This window comes from uncultured Pseudokineococcus sp. (assembly GCF_947495735.1).
In the GTDB taxonomy this organism is placed as follows: domain Bacteria; phylum Actinomycetota; class Actinomycetes; order Actinomycetales; family Quadrisphaeraceae; genus Pseudokineococcus.
Genome location: NZ_CANMAA010000012.1, coordinates 1 through 20267, shown reverse-complemented (window position 1 = coordinate 20267; position 20267 = coordinate 1). Strand labels below are relative to the sequence as shown.

The 20267-nt window shown below is 75.4% G+C and carries 25 protein-coding genes; 13 read left to right on the top strand and 12 right to left on the bottom strand.

All coding sequences use genetic code 11. The annotated features are described in order from the left end of the window. Positions 1 to 170: 170 nt before the first annotated feature. The 3 genes from Q0848_RS14555 to Q0848_RS14545 all read left to right on the top strand — a co-directional run bounded on the left by Q0848_RS14555 (position 171) and on the right by Q0848_RS14545 (position 2861). A complete protein-coding gene (locus tag Q0848_RS14555; RefSeq protein ID WP_366146623.1) occupies positions 171 to 1163 on the top strand; it encodes an aldo/keto reductase in 993 nt (330 codons plus the stop codon). A gap of 79 nt (positions 1164 to 1242) precedes the next feature. Continuing rightward, positions 1243 to 1536, top strand: coding sequence for a DUF6343 family protein (locus tag Q0848_RS14550; protein WP_299038781.1), 294 nt, complete (start codon positions 1243 to 1245; stop codon positions 1534 to 1536). Positions 1537 to 1622: 86 nt separating this feature from the next. Continuing rightward, complete coding sequence (locus Q0848_RS14545) at positions 1623 to 2861, top strand: MFS transporter (protein WP_299038779.1); 1239 nt, start codon at positions 1623 to 1625, stop codon at positions 2859 to 2861. A gap of 263 nt (positions 2862 to 3124) precedes the next feature. Here the strand turns inward: Q0848_RS14545 and Q0848_RS14540 are convergent, their stop codons facing one another. Both Q0848_RS14540 and Q0848_RS14535 read right to left on the bottom strand, forming a co-directional pair. Then, positions 3125 to 4201, bottom strand: a complete 1077-nt coding sequence (locus Q0848_RS14540; RefSeq protein ID WP_299038777.1) for a glutathione S-transferase family protein — start codon at positions 4199 to 4201, stop codon at positions 3125 to 3127. Between the two features lie 150 nt (positions 4202 to 4351). Continuing rightward, positions 4352 to 5056, bottom strand: a complete 705-nt coding sequence (locus Q0848_RS14535; protein WP_299038775.1) for an SDR family oxidoreductase — start codon at positions 5054 to 5056, stop codon at positions 4352 to 4354. Positions 5057 to 5274: 218 nt separating this feature from the next. Between Q0848_RS14535 and Q0848_RS14530 the strand changes: the two genes are divergently transcribed. Then, the gene (locus tag Q0848_RS14530) at positions 5275 to 5889 is read left to right on the top strand and encodes a PRC-barrel domain-containing protein (RefSeq protein ID WP_299038773.1); all 615 of its coding nucleotides are present in this window, start codon (positions 5275 to 5277) and stop codon (positions 5887 to 5889) included. Here the strand turns inward: Q0848_RS14530 and Q0848_RS14525 are convergent. Together Q0848_RS14525 and Q0848_RS14520 are read right to left on the bottom strand one after the other, a co-directional pair. Further along, entirely contained in the window at positions 5865 to 7247 is a 1383-nt protein-coding gene (locus tag Q0848_RS14525; protein ID WP_299038770.1) for a deoxyribodipyrimidine photo-lyase, read from the bottom strand. The two genes, Q0848_RS14530 and Q0848_RS14525, sit on opposite strands and share 25 nt — an antisense overlap. A gap of 104 nt (positions 7248 to 7351) precedes the next feature. After that, positions 7352 to 7567 carry a hypothetical protein gene (locus Q0848_RS14520; protein WP_299038768.1) on the bottom strand — a complete coding sequence of 72 codons (216 nt, stop codon included), beginning with the start codon at positions 7565 to 7567 and terminating at the stop codon, positions 7352 to 7354. A gap of 235 nt (positions 7568 to 7802) precedes the next feature. Between Q0848_RS14520 and Q0848_RS14515 the strand changes: the two genes are divergently transcribed. Further along, entirely contained in the window at positions 7803 to 7997 is a 195-nt protein-coding gene (locus Q0848_RS14515) for a hypothetical protein (protein WP_299038766.1), read from the top strand. A gap of 153 nt (positions 7998 to 8150) precedes the next feature. On the opposite strand, the gene Q0848_RS14510 is transcribed toward Q0848_RS14515, so the two are convergent. Beyond that, positions 8151 to 9125, bottom strand: coding sequence for a phosphatase domain-containing protein (locus Q0848_RS14510; protein ID WP_366146622.1), 975 nt, complete (start codon positions 9123 to 9125; stop codon positions 8151 to 8153). Between the two features lie 205 nt (positions 9126 to 9330). On the opposite strand from Q0848_RS14510, the gene Q0848_RS14505 reads away from it, so the two are divergent. Beyond that, positions 9331 to 10242: a PHB depolymerase family esterase gene (locus Q0848_RS14505; RefSeq protein ID WP_299038764.1), complete on the top strand. Its 912-nt coding sequence runs from the start codon at positions 9331 to 9333 to the stop codon at positions 10240 to 10242. A 51-nt stretch (positions 10243 to 10293) separates the two neighbouring features. On the opposite strand, the gene Q0848_RS14500 is transcribed toward Q0848_RS14505, so the two are convergent. Further along, positions 10294 to 11517, bottom strand: a complete 1224-nt coding sequence (locus Q0848_RS14500; protein WP_299038763.1) for a Ku protein — start codon at positions 11515 to 11517, stop codon at positions 10294 to 10296. Positions 11518 to 11605: 88 nt separating this feature from the next. Here Q0848_RS14500 and ligD point away from each other — a divergent pair, with 88 nt between their 5' ends. Together ligD and Q0848_RS14490 are read left to right on the top strand one after the other, a co-directional pair. Continuing rightward, positions 11606 to 12622, top strand: coding sequence for a non-homologous end-joining DNA ligase (gene ligD, locus Q0848_RS14495; RefSeq protein WP_299038934.1), 1017 nt, complete (start codon positions 11606 to 11608; stop codon positions 12620 to 12622). Further along, positions 12619 to 13629: a hypothetical protein gene (locus tag Q0848_RS14490; protein WP_299038761.1), complete on the top strand. Its 1011-nt coding sequence runs from the start codon at positions 12619 to 12621 to the stop codon at positions 13627 to 13629. Before ligD ends, Q0848_RS14490 begins: the two co-directional genes overlap by 4 nt. Positions 13630 to 13904: 275 nt before the next feature. Here the strand turns inward: Q0848_RS14490 and Q0848_RS14485 are convergent, their stop codons facing one another. Further along, positions 13905 to 14297, bottom strand: a complete 393-nt coding sequence (locus Q0848_RS14485; protein WP_299038759.1) for a DUF3024 domain-containing protein — start codon at positions 14295 to 14297, stop codon at positions 13905 to 13907. Continuing rightward, the gene (locus tag Q0848_RS14480) at positions 14294 to 14563 is read right to left on the bottom strand and encodes a hypothetical protein (RefSeq protein ID WP_299038757.1); all 270 of its coding nucleotides are present in this window, start codon (positions 14561 to 14563) and stop codon (positions 14294 to 14296) included. Before Q0848_RS14480 ends, Q0848_RS14485 begins: the two co-directional genes overlap by 4 nt. Before the next feature lie 329 nt (positions 14564 to 14892). On the opposite strand from Q0848_RS14480, the gene Q0848_RS14475 reads away from it, so the two are divergent. Further along, a complete protein-coding gene (locus Q0848_RS14475) occupies positions 14893 to 15069 on the top strand; it encodes a hypothetical protein (protein ID WP_299038755.1) in 177 nt (58 codons plus the stop codon). Between the two features lie 66 nt (positions 15070 to 15135). Here Q0848_RS14475 and Q0848_RS14470 read toward each other — a convergent pair whose 3' ends face one another. Then, positions 15136 to 15735, bottom strand: coding sequence for a uridine kinase (locus tag Q0848_RS14470; protein WP_299038753.1), 600 nt, complete (start codon positions 15733 to 15735; stop codon positions 15136 to 15138). Positions 15736 to 16039: 304 nt separating this feature from the next. Here Q0848_RS14470 and Q0848_RS14465 point away from each other — a divergent pair, with 304 nt between their 5' ends. From Q0848_RS14465 to Q0848_RS14455, 3 genes are all read left to right on the top strand, one after another. Beyond that, complete coding sequence (locus Q0848_RS14465; RefSeq protein WP_299038751.1) at positions 16040 to 17002, top strand: sensor domain-containing diguanylate cyclase; 963 nt, start codon at positions 16040 to 16042, stop codon at positions 17000 to 17002. Positions 17003 to 17376: 374 nt separating this feature from the next. Then, positions 17377 to 17892, top strand: coding sequence for a hypothetical protein (locus Q0848_RS14460; protein WP_299038749.1), 516 nt, complete (start codon positions 17377 to 17379; stop codon positions 17890 to 17892). After that, entirely contained in the window at positions 17880 to 18146 is a 267-nt protein-coding gene (locus tag Q0848_RS14455; protein ID WP_299038748.1) for a hypothetical protein, read from the top strand. Before Q0848_RS14460 ends, Q0848_RS14455 begins: the two co-directional genes overlap by 13 nt. Before the next feature lie 66 nt (positions 18147 to 18212). On the opposite strand, the gene Q0848_RS14450 is transcribed toward Q0848_RS14455, so the two are convergent. From Q0848_RS14450 to Q0848_RS14440, 3 genes are all read right to left on the bottom strand, one after another. Continuing rightward, entirely contained in the window at positions 18213 to 18800 is a 588-nt protein-coding gene (locus tag Q0848_RS14450; protein ID WP_299038747.1) for a hypothetical protein, read from the bottom strand. Beyond that, positions 18797 to 19372, bottom strand: a complete 576-nt coding sequence (locus Q0848_RS14445) for an RNA polymerase sigma factor (protein WP_299038745.1) — start codon at positions 19370 to 19372, stop codon at positions 18797 to 18799. The genes Q0848_RS14450 and Q0848_RS14445 overlap by 4 nt, the downstream gene beginning before the upstream one ends. A gap of 156 nt (positions 19373 to 19528) precedes the next feature. Beyond that, the gene (locus Q0848_RS14440; RefSeq protein ID WP_299038743.1) at positions 19529 to 19741 is read right to left on the bottom strand and encodes a hypothetical protein; all 213 of its coding nucleotides are present in this window, start codon (positions 19739 to 19741) and stop codon (positions 19529 to 19531) included. Between the two features lie 271 nt (positions 19742 to 20012). On the opposite strand from Q0848_RS14440, the gene Q0848_RS14435 reads away from it, so the two are divergent. Continuing rightward, entirely contained in the window at positions 20013 to 20237 is a 225-nt protein-coding gene (locus tag Q0848_RS14435; protein WP_299038741.1) for a MerR family transcriptional regulator, read from the top strand. Positions 20238 to 20267: the final 30 nt, after the last annotated feature.

Here is a 20267-nt window from a genome sequence, read left to right as displayed (position 1 = left end):
GGGCGGGTGGCGCCGCCTGCTCCCCGGTCGCCGCTGGGCGCGCTCCCCCGGTCCCCCCGAGCCCGACCTGAGCCCGACCTGAGCCCGACCTGCCGAGCACCGCCGGGCGACCGTCGGGGGGCGCCGCTAGCGTCCGCGCCATGGACACCCCCGCGGCGGAGAAGCAGACGATGGAGACCAGGCGCCTCGGGCGCACGGGAGCGGACGTCGGCGTCGTCGGCCTCGGCACGTGGCAGCTGGGCGGCGACTGGGGCGAGGTCCGCGAGGACGACGCGCTCGCGGTGCTGCGCACGGCGCTGGAGGAGGGCGTCACGCTCCTCGACACCGCCGACGTCTACGGCGACGGGCGCAGCGAGAAGATCATCGGACGCTTCCTGGCCGACCTGCCCGCCGGCGACCGGCCGTTCGTGGCCACCAAGGCCGGGCGCCGCGCCGACCCCTTCGAGGCCGCCCAGTACACGCCCGAGAACCTGCGCGCCTGGGTGCAGCGCAGCCTGGGGAACCTGGGCGTCGAGCGCCTGGACCTCGTGCAGCTGCACTGCCCGCCGACGCCGGTCTACTCCGACGACGCCGTCTTCGAGGCCCTCGACGCGCTCGTCGAGGAGGGGCTGCTCGCGGCCTACGGCGTCTCGGTCGAGACCGTCGACGAGGCGATGACGGCGCTGGCGCGCCCGAACCTCGCGTCGCTGCAGATCATCCTCAACGCCTTCCGCCGCAAGCCGCTGGACCGCGTGCTGCCCGCGGCGGCCGAGGCCGGCGTCGGCGTCCTCGCGCGCGTGCCGCTCGCCAGCGGCCTGCTCACCGGGAAGTACGACGAGAGCACCGTCTTCGCCGAGACCGACCACCGCAGCTACAACCGCCAGGGCGAGGCCTTCGACGTCGGCGAGACGTTCTCCGGCGTCCCCTACGAGCTCGGCCTGCGGGCGGCCGCGGAGGTCGGCGAGGTCGCCGCCGCGCGCGGCGTCCCCACCGCCGCTCTCGCGCTGCGCTGGATCCTCGACCAGCCCGGCGTCACCAGCGCCATCCCCGGCGCCCGCACCCCCGAGCAGGCGCGCGCCAACGCCGCGGCCGCCCAGCTCGACCCGCTGACCGCCGACGAGCTGGCCGCCGTCGAGCGCGTGTACGACACCCACCTCCGCGAGGTCGTGCACTCCCGCTGGTGACCGGCGGGAGGCGGGGCCCCGGCGGCGGGCTGCACCACGCCGACAGGACGGGGCCCCGCATCCGGCGCAGGCTGGGCGCATGAGCGAGCGACCCGAGCAGCCCAGCACCTCAGGGCGGCGCAGCACCTCAGGGCAGCCCAGACCCCCGGAGCCGCGCTACGGCCTCTTCGGCGAGGCCCCCACGCACAGCGCGCTGACGCTGCGCGCGATCCTGGCCGTGTTCGGCCTCCTGGTGTGCGCCGGGCTCGCCGCCTGGGCGGTCGTCGTCGACGCCCCGACGTGGATGGCCGTCGCGCTCGGCGTCCTCGCCGTCGTCGCCGTCGTGGACCTCGTCGTCATCGGCCGGCGCAAGGCGCGGGGCGAGCCGGGGTAGGTCGTCGAGCGGTCCGCCCGCGGGCGGACCGGCCGATCGAGGAGCCGGGTCGTCGGGTGCCCTGGGCGACGACCTAGGGTCCGCACGTGGCTCTGCGTGGCGTCCTCCTCGACACCACCCCGCTGCGCATCCCGGCGTACCGGCGGCTGCTCACCTCCAGCGCCGTCTCCGCCGTCGGCAGCCAGCTGACCGCGGTGGCGGTGCCCTTCGAGGTCTTCCGCATCACCGGGTCCTCCACCTGGGTCGGGATCTCCTCCGCCGCCGGGCTGGTGCCCCTCGTGCTCTTCTCGCTGTGGGGCGGCAGCGTCGCCGACGTCGTCGACCGCCGCCGCCTGATGGTCCTCAGCCTCGCCGGCGTCGCGGCCTCGTCCGCCGCGCTCGCCGTGCACGCCGTCTCGGGGCTGGAGTCGCTGGTCGCCCTCCTCGCCCTCGTCGTGGTCCAGCAGGCCGCCTTCGGGCTGTACGCCCCCGCCCGCGGCGCCGCCGTGCCCCGCCTGGTGCCCACCGCCCAGCTGCCCGCGGCGATGGCGCTGTCCACCACCGTGTTCGGCGTCGGCGCGGTCGCCGGCCCCCTGCTCGCGGGGTCCCTCATCCCCCTGCTGGGCCTGCCGGTCCTCTACCTCGTCGACACCCTCGGCCTGGTGGCCGCCCTCGTGCTGGTGCTCCGGCTGCCCGCGATGCCGGTGTCCGGGGCGCCTGGACGGCGGGCCGGGGCCGGCAGCGTCCTGGAGGGCTTCCGGTACATCGGCCTGCAGCAGGTGCTGCTCGTGTCCTTCCTCGCCGACGTGCTGGCCATGGTCCTCGGGATGCCGCGGGCCCTCTTCCCGGAGATGGCTCGCGAGGTCTACGGCGGTCCGGCAGACGGCGGCCTCGCCCTCGGCGTCCTCTACGCCGCCATCCCCGTCGGGTCGCTGCTGGGCGGGCTCTTCTCCGGGCGCGTCGTGCGCATGCGCCGGCACGGGGTGCTCGTCCTCGTCAGCATCGCCGTCTGGGGCGCCGCCGTCGCGGCCGTGGGCCTGACCACGTCGCTGTGGGTGGCGGCGGTCCTGCTCGCCGTCGCGGGCGCCGCCGACCTGGCGAGCATGGTCTTCCGCGGCGCCATCCTCCAGACCGCCGCCACCGACGAGATGCGCGGTCGGATGCAGGGCGTCTTCACGGTCGTCGTCGTCGGCGGGCCACGGCTGGCGGACCTGGTGCACGGGGTGGCCGGCGACCTCGTCGGCGCGCGCGCCGCCGTCGGCCTCGGCGGGGTGCTCGTGCTCGTGGCCACCGCCGTGCTGGCCGTCCGCGCGAAGGAGTTCCGCCGCTACGTGGCGCCGGTCTGACACCCGGCGCCGCCGCGGACGTCGACGACCGACCGCTCCCGCCCTCGGGACGCCCTCAGAGGACGACCTGTCGGCACGACGCCTCTGATCGCAGCTCTGGAGCGCACCGTGTCGACACAGTGCGCCAAACGACCCCCGTAGAAGGCGACATGTCGACACAGTGCGCCAGAGAGCCCCCGTAGAAGGCGACATGTCGACACAGTGCGGCTGACGGCATCCGCGGGGCGCGAGCCGTCGACGACGTCCCCGGCGGACGCGGCGCGTCAGCCCAGCGGCGTGTGCGCGGGGTCGACCTCCTCGCCCGGTGCGACCGGCCCGGGCGGCGTGCCGTCGCCGAACGGGCTGCCACCGAGCGACTCCCGGCCGTGCGGGGTGAGCCAGCCGGACAGGTCCGGCCCCTTCGGGGTGATCTGCGTCGGGTTGAGGTCCTCGTGCACCACGTAGTAGTGCGCCTTGATGTGCGCGAAGTCCGTCGTGTCGCCGAAGCCCGGCGTCTGGAACAGGTCGCGCGCGTAGGCCCACAGCACCGGCATCTCGGTGAGCTTGCTGCGGTTGCACTTGAAGTGGCCGTGGTAGACGGCGTCGAAGCGGACCAGCGTCGTGTAGAGGCGCACGTCGGCCTCGGTGATGGTGTCGCCCATGAGGAAGCGCCGGTCGGCGAGCCGCTCCTCCAGCCAGTCCAGCGCGGTGAACAGCCGGTCGTAGGCCTTCTCGTACGCCTCCTGCGAGCCGGCGAAGCCGCAGCGGTACACCCCGTTGTTGACCTCGGTGTAGACCCGCCGCATCACCTCCTCCATCTCCTCCCGGAGGGCAGCCGGCCACAGGTCGGGCGCACCGTCGCGGTGGTGCGCACGCCACTCGCTCGAGAGGTCGTGGGTGATCTGCGGGAAGTCGTTGGTGACCACCTGGCCGGTGCTCTCCTCGACCAGCGCGGGCACGGTGATGCCCTTGGGGTAGTCGGGGAAGCGGGCGAAGTAGGCCTGCTGGAGCCGCTCGTAGCCGAGCACCGGGTCGACGCCCCCCGGGTCCAGGTCGAAGGTCCAGCTGCGCGCGTCGTGGGTCGGCCCCGTGATGCCCTGGGAGATGACGCCCTCGAGCCCGAGCAGGCGGCGCACGATGATCGAGCGCTGCGCCCAGGGGCACGCGCGCGCGGCGACCAGCCGGTAGCGGCCCGGCTCGACCGGGTAGCCGTCACGGCCGTCGGCGGTGATGCGGGTCTCGATGTAGGCGGTGTCCCGCTGGAAGTCCTGCCCGGCGGTGACGTACGCGCCCTTGGTGCTCTGCCGGTCGGAGCCCTGCTCCGACGCCTCGTCCGTGCGGGTCTCGCTCGCGGTGCTCATGCGTCCTCCACTCGTGGCGTCCCGGCCGGTCCGGTCGGCGCCTGCCGACCACGACCGTCCGCTCGCGCTCGTCATCATGGCCTCGGGGCTCCGGGGACGCGAACCGCCGGGACGACCGCGGGCGACCGGCGCCCCCCGCCCGGGTGAGCCTCAGCCCGCGCGGAACGCCGAGGACGGCAGGTCGCGCTCGTCGTCGACGACGGCGCGCAGGATGCGGTCGACCACGTCCTGGGGCGGCAGCCCCTCCGGCATCCGCGGCGCCTCGCCCGCGACCGGACGACCCGCCAGCCCCGTCTCGGTGTGCGGCGGGCGGACGTCGAGGACGCGCACCCGGTCGCGGCGCAGCTCCTTCGCGACGGCCGCGTCGAACGCCGTGAGCGCCGCCTTGGCCGCCGAGTAGGCCGCCATGCCCGCCACCGGCTGCTCGGCGACGACGGCGCTGAGCATGACGGCCGCCGCACCACCGCGCTCGGCCGCCGAGGTGCGCAGGTGCGGGACGGCGGCCCGCAGCAAGCGCACCGGGGCCAGGTAGTGCAGCAGCAGCAGGTCGTCGAGCAGGTCGTCGTCCACCTCGGCGGCGGGCCCGAACGCGACGACGCCGGCCGCGTGCACCAGGACGTCGAGGCCCCCGAGCGCCTCGACGGCGCTCCCGACGAGGGCGTCCGGCGCCCCCGGCTGCCGCAGGTCGGCCGGCAGGTGCGCGACCGCCTCGACCTCCAGCGCCCGCAGGCGCTGCTCGTCGCGACCGGAGACCGCGACGACCGCGCCCCGGGCCGCCATCCCGCCGGCGAGGAGGGAGCCCAGCCCGCCGCTCGCCCCGGTCACCAGCACGCGCGCGCCCTGCAGGTCTGTCATGGACGCACGCTAGGTCGACGGGCGCGAACCGGCCCGCCGGACCGCGCGTGGCGCCCGGCGCGCACGACGCCCCGCGGGCCCGGGCCCCGTGCGGGTCGGGGTGCGGGGTGCGGGGTGCGGGGTGCCGGGTGCGGGGTGCGACGCAGATCACCCCGTCCGACCTGCCCCGGTTCACCGGGAGGCCTGGTGCGACCGCCCGCCCTGGGGCACCGTGGAGCATGGGCCGCAGCAGGAGGACGTCGACCGGGCCGGGACGAGCGCGCGCCACGGGCCGCGCGAGGGGGCCGTCGGCGCGCGGGCCGGACCGGCGCGCCTCGGACGACCAGCCCGCGCGGCAGCACCCGCCCCTGCGACCGCCGTCGCCCGAGCCGCCGGACGACTACGCGGCGAGGAGCGCCGACGACCTCTTCAGGGCCCTCGTGCGCTCCGTCGACGGCGAGCGGGTCGGCCGCGTCAGCGCCGTCCTCGCCGGCCCGGACGGGTCCCCGCAGTGGCTGGTCGTCGCGACCGGGCTCCTGCGCGCGGCGGACGTGCCGGTCCCCGTGGACGGGTGCGTCCTGCGCGGGACGACCGTGGTGGTCCCGCACTCCCGGGACGTCGTCCTCAGCGCTCCCCGGCTGGACCCCGACCGCGCCACCGACCCCCAGCTCGAGGTGGGCGTGCGCCTGCACTACGCCGCGGCGTCCGCCGCCGCGGCCCGCGGCCCCACCGCCCCACCGGCGCCTCCTCCGCCCGCCGAGGACGACGACGAGGCCTGGTGGGGAGCCGAGCTCGGCGCCGAGCGGCGCAGGCCCCCGGGGAGCACGGGTCAGCCGCCCCGCACCGCCTGGTAGCGGTCGAGCGCCACCTGGCGCTCCGCGGCGTGGTCGACGACGCGCTCCGGGTAGCCGTCGGGCACCCCGCCCGGCAGGGCCCACGGCTCGTGCACGGCGGCGCCCTCGACACCCCGCAGCTCGGGCACCCACCGCCGGACGTAGTCGCCACGCGGGTCGAACTTCCTGCCCTGCAGCACGGGGTTGAACACCCGGAAGTAGGGCGAGGCGTCCGTGCCCGACCCGGCCACCCACTGCCACCCGTGGTTGTTGGACGCCAGGTCGCCGTCCACGAGGTGCTGGAGGAAGAACCGCGCCCCCGGCTGCCAGCGCTGGTGCAGGTCCTTGACGTAGAAGGACGCGACGAGCATCCGCATGCGGTTGTGCATCCAGCCCTGGCCGAGCAGCTGGCGCATCGCCGCGTCGATGATCGGGTAGCCCGTGCGCCCCTGCTCCCACGCGCGCACCCGCTCCCGGGCCACGTCGCCGTCGTCGTGCTCCATGTCGACGAGGTCGGGCTTGTACGCCTCGCGCGCCGAGTCGGGCCGGTGCCACAGGACGTCGGCGTAGAAGTCCCGGAAGCACAGCTCCCGCACGTACGCCTCGGCGCCCGCGCCACCGCGCGCCCCGGCCTCCGCGACGAGCGTGCGCGGGTGGACGCACCCCAGGTGCAGGTAGGCCGACATGCGGCTGGTGGAGTCCAGGTCCGGCCGGTCCCGCTCGTCGGCGTAGTGGTCCAGCCGCTCGTCGCGGAACGAGCGCCAGGCGGCCCGGGCGGCGTCCTCCCCCGGCTCGAGGAGGTCGGCGTCCACGGGCGGCGCGTCCGGCAACTCGTCGGGCCCGTCGAGCCGCGCCCAGGGCACCGCTCCCGGCGTCGGGGCGGGCCCGGGCACTCCGTGGGCGCGCCAGGCGCGGGAGAACGGGGTGAAGACCTGGAAGGGCGTCCCGTCGCTCTTGACGACCCTGCCCGGCCCGACGGCGTAGGAGGTGCCGTCCTCGACGAGGGGCACGCCGGCGCCGTCGTCCCCGGCGAGCGCCGCGAGGGCCTCGCGGACCGCGGCGTCGCGGCGCCGCCCGTAGGGCCCGACGTCGCGGGCGACGTGCACCGAGCCCGCGCCCGCCTCGCGGACCACGGCCGGGACGACGTCGCGCGGGTCCCCCCGGCGCACCAGCAGGGCTCCGCCGGTGGCCTCCCGCAGCGCCTGCAGGCACCCGACGAGGAAGCGGCGCCGGGGGTCCCCCGACGGCTCCCACACCCGGGGGTCCAGGACGAACAGGGGCACGACGCCGTCGTCGCCCCCGCGCTCCAGGGCGGCCAGCAGCGCCGGGTTGTCACCGAGGCGCAGGTCGCGCCGGAACCACAGGACGGCTGCGCTCACCGGCTGAGCGTGCGCGAGGGCCCCCGCAGGTGCCAGTCGAGACCGGTACCCGCGAGGGCCCTCGTGCCCGCCGCCCCGTCAGGGGCGACGCCGTCGGTCGGCGCTCAGGCCTCGCGCTCGGCGCCGGGGGGCGAGGTGTCCTCGTCGAGGACGACGTCCAGGGCCTCGCGCACCGCCTGGCGCGTGGCCAGGCGCACCGAGGCGGCGTGCTGGAGCTCGGAGGTCTTCGCCTCGGCGATGCGCTCGCGCTCCTTCTTCTCGGCCTCGAGCGAGAAGTCGCGAGCCGTGCGGATCCTGTCCCAGATGTCTGCGTCAGCCATGTCCACAGCACAGCACGGAGTCGACGGCCGCGCGCGTCCGCACAGGCGCGGCCGGGGCGGCGTCACCGCCGGAGTCGTCATCCGGACGGGCGCAGCCGAAGCGGCGTCCCGCTGGAGTCGTTACCCGACCGTGTCTCGACGCGCGCGCGTCCCAGGTGCGCGACCGCTGCCCCTGCACCACCCTCGAGGCGCGGGTCGAACCCGTGGCGGCTGGCGCGAGGTGGACGCACCGGTCGTGACGTCGCACGGAAGCGCGCTCATGACCTACCTCGTCCTGCTGCTCCCCCTCCTCGTCCTGCCGGTGCTGCTGGCCATGGCCGCCTTCGAGGTGCGGTGCAGCGACCGCACCCCGCTGCTGCGCCGTCGCACCTCGCCCGTCGCCGAGCTCGCGGGGGCCCCGGTGCCCGCCGCCCCCGAGCAGCGCCCCTAGCTCCAGCGCTCGGGTCGCCCGCGCGACCCTGCGGCCGCGCTGTTGACGAGGACGTCCGGCCACCGCCACCGGCAGCCGCGCGCGCCCCGGCTGCCCCTCCCTGATCCGGCTGGCGCGCGCCGGAGGTCCGGGAGCTGGCGCCCGGGCTGGGCCCTAGAGCTGGCCGGCCTCGCGCAGCAGCTTGGCCAGACCGGCGCCGTCGGGCGCGGAGACCCAGGCGTGCTCGCTCTCCTCCCGCACCGGAGCCCCCTGCGGCGCCGGGAGGCCCTGCGCCAGCATCGACTCCGTCGGCGACAGGTGCCTGATGGCGACGGCGGCCACGTTCTCCGGGTGCTCGCGGGCGAAGGCCTCGTAGATCGCCTCGTCGTGCTGGCCGTCGTCCCCCACGAGCAGCCAGCGGACGTGCGGGAACTCCTGCGCCAGCTGGCGCAGCGTCCTCTCCTTGTGCAGGCGCCCGCTGCGGAACCAGCGGTCGGGGGTCGGCCCCCAGTCGGTCAGCAGCAGCGGCCCGCGCGGGTACAGGTGCCGGTGCAAGAAGCGCGTGAGCGTCGGCGCCACGTTCCAGGCCCCGGTGGACAGGTAGAGGACCGGCGCGTCGCGGTGGGCCCGGGTGATGCGCTCGTAGAGCACCGCCATGCCGGGCACCGGGTTCCGCGCGTGCTCGTCGAGGACGAAGGTGTGCCACGCGGCGAGGAACGGGCGCGGGAGCGCCGTCACCATGACGGTGTCGTCGATGTCGCTGAGGAGCCCGACCTCGACGTCGTCGCCGATGATGCGCACGGGCGCCGTCGCCGGCTCGGCGCCCTCCGCGCGCAGGACGACGTCCTGCCAGCCGGGCTCGAGGTCCGCGGTGAGCGTGACGTCGACGTAGCCCCCGCGGTCGGTGAGCACCTCGTGCTCCTGACCCCCCACCTCGACGACCACCGGCGCGTCGCGCACCGGGACGGTGAGGAAGCTGCGCCAGCCGCGCACCACCTCGGGGCGACCGGTGGGGTCCCGGTGGTCGGGCGCCGTGAGCAGCAGCCGGCCCAGGACGCGCACGCGGCGAGGCGAGCCGTAGCCGGCGTAGACGCTGAGCGAGGGCTGCCAGCCCTGGTCGAGCGCCCTCCGGACGGCTCGCCGGTGCAGCGCGTCGCTGAGCGCGACCGTGCGGGCGTGCAGGGGCCGCAGCGCGGGCGGGGCGGCGTCCTCGGTGATGGCCACGTGGGAACAGTGCCACAGCGCCCCTGCGGCGGCCCCGCGACCACCGCCGCCGGTCCGTCCGCGGGCACGGACGGGTCACGATGCCCGCCGGGGGCTCCCCTTCCGGAGCGTCCTGCCCGAGGATGCTCGGGTGCCCGAGCAGCACCAGGCCGGAGAGCCCCGGCCCCGCCGACGCGCCATCCGCGCGCGCTGGGCCGCGGGCGTCCTCGCGGCGGCGCTGTCGCTGGTGGCCCTGCCGACCACCGGCCTGCTCGCCCTGCCCGGCGCCCTCGGCGGGGACCTGCGCGACGGCGCCGCGGCCGGTCCGGCCGCCGGTGCGCCGCAGACCCCCGTCCCCGACCCGCTGGTCGCGGCCGTGCCCGACGTCGAGCGCCCGCTCATGGTGCTGCGCCCCGGCGCCGGCGGCCAGGTCACGACCTCCTCGGCCCTGCCCCGCGCCGTCGGCGAGACCGCCGTCCTGGTGCTGCACGGCTACACGAGCAGCGCAGCGCAGGTCGCCGACCGGCTCGACGCGCCGGCGCTGGCCCGGGCGCTGGACGCGGTCGTCGTGCTGCCGACCGGTCTCGGCGACCGGCCGAGCTGGGACGCCGGCACCTGCTGCGGGTCGGCGGCGCGCTCCGGCGTCGACGACGTCGGCTACCTGCGGCGCCTGCTGGCCGACCTGCGCTCGCGAGGGGCGGCGCGCGCGTACGTCGTCGGCTACTCCAACGGCGGGATGCTCGCCTACCGCCTGGCCTGCGAGCACCCCGAGGACGTCGCGGCGATCGCCGTCGTCAACGCCTCGATCGCCGTGCCGCGGTGCCCCGGGGCGTTCACGGCGCTGCACCTGGCGGGGGCCCAGGACCGCGCGGTCCCCGTCGAGGGCACCGACCTCGTGCCGTTCCTGTTCACCGGCTTCCCGGCGCTGGCCGAGCTGCCGGCGCTGGCGCCCGCCGCCGACCTCGACGTGCGGGTGCTCGAGGGGGTCGGCCACGAGGTGGCCCCGAGCGCTCCCGCCACCATCCGCCGCTGGCTCGAGGCCGAGCCAGCGGCCCCGGGCTGAGCGAGCGCCCGCGCGCGGACGTGAGGCCGGCGCCCGTCCCTGCGGCCCGGGCTACGCCGACTTCTTGCGCGTCCGCCGCGCCGGCTTCGGCGCCTCCTCGGCGTCGTCCTCCGACCGGCTGCGCGTCGAGGTCCCGCTCGTCGAGGTGGACGTGCTCGAGGAGGTCTTCGACGACGCGCTCCGCGACGAGGTCGCCCTCGACGGGGAGGTCTTCGAGGCCGAGGTCTTCGAGGCCGCGGCTCCCGAGCGCGACCCGCTCCTCGCCCTGGTGGTCGCGCGCGGCGCCTCCTCCTCGCCGTCCGAGGGCTCCTCGGCCGCCTTCGTGCGCGAGGTCCCCGACGTCGAGCGGCGACGGCGCGGCGCCGGCTGCTCCTCGTCGGCGCCCTTGCCCTCGGAGGAGTCGTCCGGCTCCTCGGCGGACGCCGTCCGCCGGCGCGAGCGCTTCGGGGCGGGCGCCTCGGCCTCCTCGACCTCTTCCCCGCGGTCGCGCCGGGCCCGGTCGACGCTGCGCTGCAGCGCCGAGAGCAGGTCGACGACCTGGGCGCCCTCGCCGTCGCCGCCCTCGTCCCCGCCCTCGGCGGGCGGGCGGCGGGTCTCGCCGGCGCTGATCTTGGCCTCGACCATCTCGGTGACCGCCGCGGCGTAGCCGTCGGTGAACGCGTCGGGGTCGAAGTCCCCCGCGAGCGACTCCACCAGCGAGGCCGCCATCTTCGTCTCCTGGGGCCGCAGCTCGACGTCGGCGGACAGCACGTCGAACGAGGCCTCGCGCACCTCGTCGGGCCACAGCAGCGTCTGCAGGCAGATGACGTCGTCGCGCACCCGCAGCAGGGCCAGCGACTCCCGCTGCCGCAAAGCGACCTTCACCACGGCCACGCGGTCGGTCGCCGCGAGCGCCTCGCGCAGCAGCGTGTACGGCTTCAGCGCCGTCCGCTCGGGCTCGAGGTAGTACGCCTTGTTGAACAGCACGGGGTCGACCTGCTCGGAGGGCACGAACTCCACGACGTCGATCTCGCGGCTGCTGGAGAGCGGCAGCTCGGAGAGGTCCTCGTCGGACAGGACCACCTGCTCGCCGTCCGCGGTCTCGTAGCCCTTGGCGATCTCGGGGTAGGGCACCTCCTCGCCGTCGACGCTGCAGACGCGCTTGTAGCGGATGCGCCCGCCGTCGGGCTCGTGCACCTGGTGGAACTTCACGTCGTTCGTGCCGGTGGCGGCGTAGACCTTGACCGGCACCGAGACGAGCCCGAAGGACACGGCGCCCTTCCAGATGGCCCTCACGACCGCCCCCTCCCCGGCGGGGGCCGGCACCGGGGCGGCTCGCCCGGCGCTCGTCCGCCTTCGCCGCCATGATCGACCGGTGCGCCCCATGCTCGCCACCCCCACGCGCACGCCCGGGTCGCTCCCCGGTGACGGGAGGACCTGGGCGTACGAGGTCAAGTGGGACGGCATGCGGCTGCTGGCCGACCTGAGCAGCGGTCGCACGCGCCTCGCCAGCCGCACCGAGCGCGACGTCACGGGCGCCTTCCCCGACCTCGCGGGCCTCGCTGCGACGGCGGACGGCGCCGGGGACGACCTGCTCCTGGACGGCGAGGTCGTCGCCCTCGACGCGCAGGGGCGGCCGTCCTTCGGCGTCCTCGCGCCCCGGCTCGGGCTCTCCGGCGCCCGCGCCGCGGCCGCCGCGCGCTCGGTGCCGGTGGTCTACGTCGTCTTCGACGTCCTCCGCACCGACGGCGAGAGCCTGCTCGAGGCTCCGCTGCGCGAGCGCCGCGCCGTGCTGGAGCCCCTCGTGGCGAGCTGGGGCGACCTCGACGTCGGCGGGGCCGCGCTGCAGCTCTCCCCCGTCTTCGACGACGGCGCCGACGTGCTCGCGGCCACCCGCGCGCAGGGGCTCGAGGGGGGCGTGGCCAAGCGGTGGGACTCGCGCTACCGACCCGGCGAGCGCAGCCCCGCGTGGGTGAAGGCGGCGCACCGCGCGGCGCGCACCGTCGTCGTCGGCGGCTGGCGGCCGCAGGAGGGCACGCGCGACCGCGTCGGAGCCCTGCTCGTGGGGGCGCCGGACGCCGACGGCCGGCTGGTCTACCTCGGGCGCGTCGGGAGCGGCATCGGCCCGCGGGCGGGCGCGCTGCTCGCGCCGCAGCTGGGCCTCCTGCAGCGCGAGTCCTCCCCCTTCGCGACCGAGGTCCCCGCCGTCGACGCCCGCGGCGCCGTCTGGGTGGAGCCCTCGCTGCGCGCCGAGGTGCGCTCGCTCGGCTCGACGACGGGCGGGCGCCTGCGGCATCCCGCGTACGTCGGCCTGCGCGAGGACGCGGAGGCCGACGTCGTGGACGCCGCGACGGCCGCGGCGGGCGCCGAGGAGCGCGGACCGGGGCGGTGGCGGCGGTGACCCCGAAGCACGAGGCGACCGAGCAGCTCGTCGACGTCGGAGGGCGCCGGCTGCGGCTCACCTCGCTCGAGAAGGTGCTGTACCCGGCCACGGGGACGACGAAGGCGGAGGTGCTCGACTACGTCGCGCGCGCCGCCGAGCCCCTGCTCCGCCAGCTCCGGGACCGCCCGGTGACCCGGGTCCGGTGGCCGCACGGCGTGGGCGACGAGTCCTTCTTCGAGAAGAACGCGCCGGCCGGCGCCCCGTCGTGGGTGCGCACGGCCCGCGTGCCGCTCCGCTCGTCCGACCGGCCGCGGGGCTCGTCCGACCGACGCGGCTCCTCCGACCAGCACGGCGACGGGGAGGCCCCGCCCGAGGTCGTCGTCTTCCCCCTGCTGGACGACGTCGCGGGGCTGGTGTGGGCCGCCAACCTCTCGGCGATCGAGCTGCACACGCCCCAGTGGCGCGTGCTGCCCGAGGAGGACGCCGCGGGCGCCGGCGGCCGGCACCCGGCGCGGACCGCCCACCCCGACCGCCTGGTCATCGACCTCGACCCCGGCCCCGGCACGGGGCTCGCCGAGTGCGCGGCGCTGGCGCACGTCGTCGCCGACCGGCTCGAGGCAGACGGCCTCGACCCGCGGCCGGTCACCAGCGGCAGCAAGGGCCTGCAGCTGTACGCCGCCGTCTCCGGGGAGCAGGACGCCGACGTCGTGCGCGACTACGTGCGACGCCTCGCCGAGGGGCTGGCTCGCGACCGGCCCCGCGAGGTCGTGGCGACCATGACGAAGGCCCGGCGGCAGGGGAAGGTCCTGCTGGACTGGTCGCAGAACACGTGGTCCAAGACGACGGTCACGCCGTACTCGCTGCGGGGTCGCGAGCAGCCCCGCGTGGCGGCGCCACGCACCTGGGACGAGCTGGACGACGGCCTCGCCCAGCTCTCCCCCGCGCAGGTCCTCGAGCGGCTCGAGGTCGACGGCGATCTGCTCGACGACGTCACCGGCCCCGGCCCGCGCCTGCCCGAGCGCTGACGGGCGCCAGCACCCGCACCCCGGCACCGACGGCTCCAGCACCGACGGCACTCGAGTTCCGGCGCTGCAGCGGCCGCGAGGCGACAGGCAGTGGCCCTCCGCGGCGTCACGCCAGGCACTGGAACTGCGGTGACGCGGGACGGACGAGACGTCTGCCGGTCGCCAGTCGGAGACCGGCGAGGGCCTCGGCGCCAGGTCGGAAGTGACCTGCGTGCGACTGTTGTCGTAATCTAGCTTATCGGCTAGACACGAGAGAGGCCGGACAGCGGGTCCGGTCAGCCCCAGAAGATGCTGGTGGGGTCGCGGTCGACCTCGGCGAGCAGCGCCTCGACGTCCCGCGAGGGCGCGAACGCGAACCGCTCGTCGTAGGGGTGGAAGCGCATGTGCCGGTCCCGCCAATACAGCGACCACTCGCCCCGGGTCTTGGTGTACCGCAGTCGGGCGATCGGGAAGCTGGTCCACTCCGGCCCGAACTGCTGCTCGTCGTAGGGCGCCCGTCGCTCCACGATCGTCAGGTGCCGCGGGGCGACCTCGCACTCGACCCGCATCTCGTGCCGCACGCGCTCGGGCACCCGGGCGGCGCACCAGCGCTTGACCCGGGCGACGTCCAGCTCGGGCAGCGTCGAGGCCTGCGCCCCGCCGGCCGAGGCGGCGCGGTCGTCGCTCACGCCGCCCCCGGGGTCGCGCCGAAGCGCTGCTGGGCGGCCTGCTTGCTGATCCCCAGCACGGCCCCGACGTCGGCCCAGGAGCTGCCCTGCTCGCGGGCCATCGCGACCGCCTGGCGCTCCAGCACGTCCAGCCCCGCGCGGGCGGCCGCGACGGCCTCGAGCGCAAACTGCCCCTGACCGGCCTCCAGCCGGGGCCCAATCGCCGCGTACGCCTGCGCACCGATGCTTGCCGCGCTCGAGCGCGCCAGTCCCACCACATCCGCCATACCGTCAAGAATTCTTGACGATGGGCTGGGAGTCAACCCCAGCCACGCCGTCGGCCTCCGACACCGGGTCACCGCGCACGGACCCGCCGGGGTCCGCCAGTGGTGTGGGTTCGCCCGCGAGACTGGGACCCGTGCCCTCCCCCGCGCCACGCCAGCCCCCGCTCTGGAAGCCCGCGCCGTCACGGGCTCCTCGAGCACCCGAGGTGGCCCCGACCCCGCGCTCAGGCGCGCAGGCCAGGCGCCGCGACGAGACCTCCGGCGGCCCACCGAGCCAGGCTCCGCACGCCTTGGACCTGGCCGATCATGTCCGTCGTGAGTGGGACATCGTCATGACCCGCGACGAGCGCTGGGTACGAGTGAGCACCGCCATCACCGACCCCGACGAGGTCCGCCGCCAGCTCGAGATGTACCGCCTGAGCAACCACTCGGTCACTTTCCACGTCATCGAGCGCACGACGACCCTGCACGAGCAGCTCGTCGACGAGGACGCCGTCCCCCACCCCTGACCGCCGCTCGCTCGACCCCCGGGCCACGTCGCCCGCAGCAGCGCGGGCAGTCCCACATCCGATCGCCTACTGGGATGGCGTCGGAGGTGGGGCGAGGACGACGTGGCCCTCCGAGACGTCGGGTGCTGTGCCCGCCACGACGAGGCAGGCGCGCTCCCACGGTCGCTGCTGATCGACGAAGGCGAGCTCCTCGGCCATCCACTCGAACCAGAAGGCCGTCGACTCCTCGACATCACCGTTGACGCCCTCGGCGATGTCGCGGGCGATGCCACGACGCTCTGCCTCCGCGAAGTCGGACTGCACCCACACCACCGCGTCCAACAGACCCTCCAGCTCGCGCCGGCCGGCCCCGACTCCCTCGACGACGACCAGGTCGAGTCCCGCGGGCACCGCGACGGCGCCTGGCCGCTCGCGCGCGACCCAGCCCGGTGGGCGGTAACTCACCGCCTCTCCCCGCCGCACGGGCTCCAGCACCCCGCCAGCCAGCAGGTCCGTCCAGTCGAAGAACGAGTGGTGCCAGGCCACGTCATCGGTGTGCACGACCGCCGACGCCGGGACCGCGCGGTGGAGTTGCTCGGCGAGCGTGGACTTCCCGCTGGCGCCGCGACCGTCGACCGCCACCACCCGGGGTCGACCGGTCGGCGTCCCCGCCACCTGCTCCAGCACGTCCAGCAGCTCAGCCAGCGGCGCCGTACGCCACGGGCCCGCGGGCGGTTCTCCAGCCGGCAACGACATCACTACGCCACCATGCCCGACAAGACCATCCCGCAGACGATCGCTGGCCGGTCAGCGTCCCGCTGACGATCCCCGTGCGGGCGGCTGCGCCGGCGCCGCCGAGCGGGCGACGCCTGCCGCGACGGGTACACCCGGCCGCCGAAGCATCCGATGACTGAGGGGGCAGCAGATGAGGCCGGGCAAGTCGAGCCAGGGGAGTCGGGCCGGGCGAGTGCGACGAGGTCGAGGAGCGGGCGTGGACAGGCAGCCGTTGGTCAGCATCGAGCACCGCACTCCTGTGCCACCGCGCCCCAGGTCGTCGACCTCGGCGCGAACGCCCGGGACGGCGGGCCAGGGGGACCCCTCGCGGCTGCACCGGGACATGGCGCGGGCGGTGCTGCACAACACCGCGGCCCTGATGTGCATCCTGGACGTCGAGGGTCGCTTCGTGCTCTTCAACGCCGCCTGCGAGGAGCTGACCGGCTTCACCCAGGAGGAGATGGTCGGACAGGCCATCTGGCAGACCGTCGTCGTGCCCGAAGACCGCGAGCTCGCCCGGGCCGGTGTGGCCATGGGCGTCGCCAGCGGCCGCAGCTCCGTGGCCGAGGGCGACTGGCTGGACCGCCACGGCGGCCGCCACCGGCTGCGCTGGCACAACACCGTCCTGCTCGACGAGGACGGCCACCCGGACCGGATGGCGTGCGTGGGCGTCGACGTCACCGAGCAGCGACGGGCCGAAGCGCAGCTGCGCGAGCTCGCCAGCACCGACGCCCTGACCGGGCTGCTCAACCGCCGGTCCCTGTTCGAGGCCCTGACGTCGCTGCTGGACCCCTCGGCTGCCGGCTGCGGGGTGCTCTACTGCGACCTCGACGGGTTTAAGGGTGTCAACGACGCCCAGGGGCACGCCGCCGGCGACGCCCTGCTGGGGCGGGTCGCCGAGCGACTGCGGCGCGCGGTGCGCCCCGGAGACGTCGTGGCACGGGTCGGCGGTGACGAGTTCGTCGTGCTCTGCCCCGGCGAAAGCCCGGGACCGGTGCTCCACGAGCTGGCCGAACGACTGCGCGAGGTCGTGAGGGTCCCGTTCGAGCTGCCCTCGGGCGTGGCCCGCATCGACGTCAGCATCGGCACCACCACCGCACCGCCGGGCTCGGCCCCCGATGAGGTGATGGCTGTCGCCGACACCGGGATGTACGAGGTCAAGCAGGCACGTCGCCGCTGAGGAGGTGGCGCGCGTCCTGCCCACGGCGACAGGAACGAGCAGGACAGGGGCCGCCGTGACGCGACGCAGGTGACCACCGCCCGACGACGCAGCTGCAGGGCGCCGCGTCGACGCCACCACTCCCCCACCGCCGTCCCGCTCGGAAATCGCCAGCCGGTGCGCAGTCCTGGTACGTCGACGACCTCAAGCTTGCGAAGTCACGGGGACTGCTGCACGAGTGGGTGACAGCCAGTCCGTGGCGCGAGAACGGGCGTCCCAGCAGTCGATCCCCTACTGGCCCGTTCCGCTGGCCACTCGTCGGGCGGAACCAGACTGCCGTTCGCCAACGCTGTCGACTCCTGGTGTCGCGTCACGTAGAGCGGGATGCTGTCGCCGTGCTGGAAGACGTCGTGAGGTGGGCCGCGGCCGAGGCCGAGCACGCGGCCGAGCTCTTCGCGAGGGACGGCGTCCTCGAGGCGCGGCACGCGGAGGAGTTCGACCTCGGCACGGGCGACGACCGGGAGGACTTCAAGCGGCTGGCGGAGGCCGCCCGTGACGGCGTCGCCCCCGGCGGGGTGCTCTGGCGGGAGCAGACGGTTCTGGTCAGGGCCCGGCTGCCGTGGGTCGTGGCCTGGCCGGTGGCGGATCTCGAGGCAGCAGTCCTCGACCGGCTCTTCGACGCTGCCGGCGAGGTCGACCCGGCCGGGCGGGAGACGCCCAGCATCGCCGTCGTGGACCGGGGCATGGTCCGGGACCTGGTGGCCGAGGTCACCGCCCGGTACGCGGTGCCGGTGCCTCCGCGGCTCGAGGGCTGTGCCCTGGTCCTGGCCCAGATCAGGTTCACGGACGAGGACGTCGACACGTGGCTGTTCGCGGCACCCGACCGCGAGGGCTCGCCGTGGCCGTCGTGAGCCGCGCGGCTCGCGTGCTCAGCGTGATCGCCGGTGCCCTGGTGGTGCTCGGCGTCGCCGTGGTGGCCACCGCGCCGCCGCAGAGCTTCGGCTGGTTCGCGTACGCGCCACTCGCCAGCGAGGCCTACGACAGTCCCGCGCTGCCCGTGGTCCTCGGAGGTCGCCAGCTACTGGGTCTTGCCGCTCTCGTCGCCGGGCTCGTGCTCGCCGGCGTATCCCTCGGCCTCCGACTCGGACGTAGCCGCAGGCCCTGACGCTGTACCCCTGGCCATCCCGCAGGCGATCGTCATCCGACACACCTTCCGGTGACGCCTGCCGCGCTAGGCCGCGTCGATGACCCGGCACGGCGCGATGGGGCCCTGGGCGACGTCGAAGTTGACCGCCGCGGTCACGCCGTCGGGCAGGGGCACCACCGCGGCCGACAGCACGAAGGTGTCGCCTGGGCCGACGGAGTTGGGCGGGATGGTCACCTCGAAGCGCTCTGCGCTGACGCCCAGGGTCAGGCCAGGGGTGTCCACGACGTCGTACCGGCCGGGTGCGCAGGCCTTGCCCTCGGGCAGGTAGGTGACGTCCGCGGTAATGCCGTGCTCGAGCAGCGCCTGCTCCAGGCCGTCGGCGCCCTCGAGTCGGTTGACCTCGACGGTGACCTCGCCGTTGATGCGCTGGGAGACCGCGTAGACCGGCGTGGGCAGGTTGGTCGTCACGGTCACAGCGACGGCGGCAGCAGCGGCGACCGCCGCGGCGCTGGGCAGGTACCAGCGCCGCCGGCGGTGGGCCGCGGGACTGGTCGGCGGCACCACGTGCTGCTGCCGTGCGTCTGCGTTGCGCTGGACCTCCGACTTCAGGTCGGCCAGGAGGGCCGTCTCGAAGGCGTCGAGGTCGGGGTCGGTGGGGGGCTGGGCGTTCACAGGGTCACCTCGTGGAGGTCGGAGGGGAGGTCGTGGGTGAGTGCGCGGCGGGCGCGGTGGTAGCGCACGCGCGCGGCGCCGGGGGTGATGCCGAGGACGGCTGCGGCGTCGGTGACCGCGAGGCCGTCGACGGCGACGAGCTCGACGACGTTGCGCAGCGGGTCGGGCAGCTGGGCGATCGAGGCCAGCAAGGCTCGTGCCCCCGCCTCGGCGTCGACGCGTTGGACGATCCGGTCGACGCCGTCGTCGTCCAGGAGCCGGCGCCCCTGCAGTCGTCGGACGGTGTCGCTCTCGCGTGCACCTGCCCGCCAGTGGTCGGCCAGGACCCGGCGGGCGACCCCGGTCAGCCAGGCGCGTGGGGGGCCCAGCTCTCGCCGGTAGGACTCGGCGGATCGGATGACGGCCACGAAGACGTCGGCGGTGAGGTCAGCGATGACGAAGGGGTCGCTCACTCGGCGGGCGAGGTAGGAGCGCACGAAGGGCAGGTGCTCGCGGTAGAAGGTCTCGAAGTCCTCTGGCTGCGTCGCGACCGCCTGCACCGCGGGTTCTTCGCCGTTCCGTGGCATCACCATGCCCACACTTCCCCGAGACGACCGCCGGCGTTACAACCCCGCCAGCTCGGCCCCTCGGTCGGTCGCGACCGCTACTCCCCCGAGGCCAGCCATGGTCGTCCCACATCACGATCGTCAGCTGGGACCAGCTAGCCCCTTGGGGCTCGCTTCAGTCACTCACTCGGACTGGACGCTTGTTCCCTCAACGCGACGGAAGAGCCGCAGCAGGCCCACGATGAGAAAGACGGCACCGATCAGTCCGGGGACGAAGCGGACGTTGAGCTCGAGGTCATCGCCGACGTAGAGGTAGTGATCCAGCGAAGACAGCGCTAGCAGCACGACGCCGATAATCGAAGGCACCCTTCCCGACCGAACCGCCTGCCGTGCCATGCGTCACCCTCCTATAAGACCGAGCTCACGCGGGCGCCCGGTCCTGATCTTGGTCGTCACGGCGGCCGTCGACAGCCGCGCCGCGAGACCACTGCCCGGCCGACTGTGCCACCCGGCCGGTCGATCCGGTCCGCGTTGACGTAGGCGACACTCGACTGCCGGTCATCCCGCAAACGATCGCTGGCCCGTCCTGTCGAGGCGCGGTCAGGCGCACGCGCTCCGGCTCCTTGCTGCTTGACCTGGAGTGCGCTCCAGGTCTTAGCGTCGCGCCGTGGCCGACGTCGAGCACCCGAGCGAGAACGTCGTGCCCATCGCCGAGGTCGTCGCCAGCACCGGCCTGTCCGCCGACGCCCTGCGGTACTACGAGCGCAGCGGCCTCCTGCCCGCCATCGCCCGCACCACCGGTGGCCAGCGCCGCTACACCCCCAGAGACCTCGAGCGCATCACCTTGTCTCGTACCGGGTCTGATGGAGGCTCTCATCGCACGGGAGGATGAGAGTCATGGCAGCACCGAGGAAGTACCCGG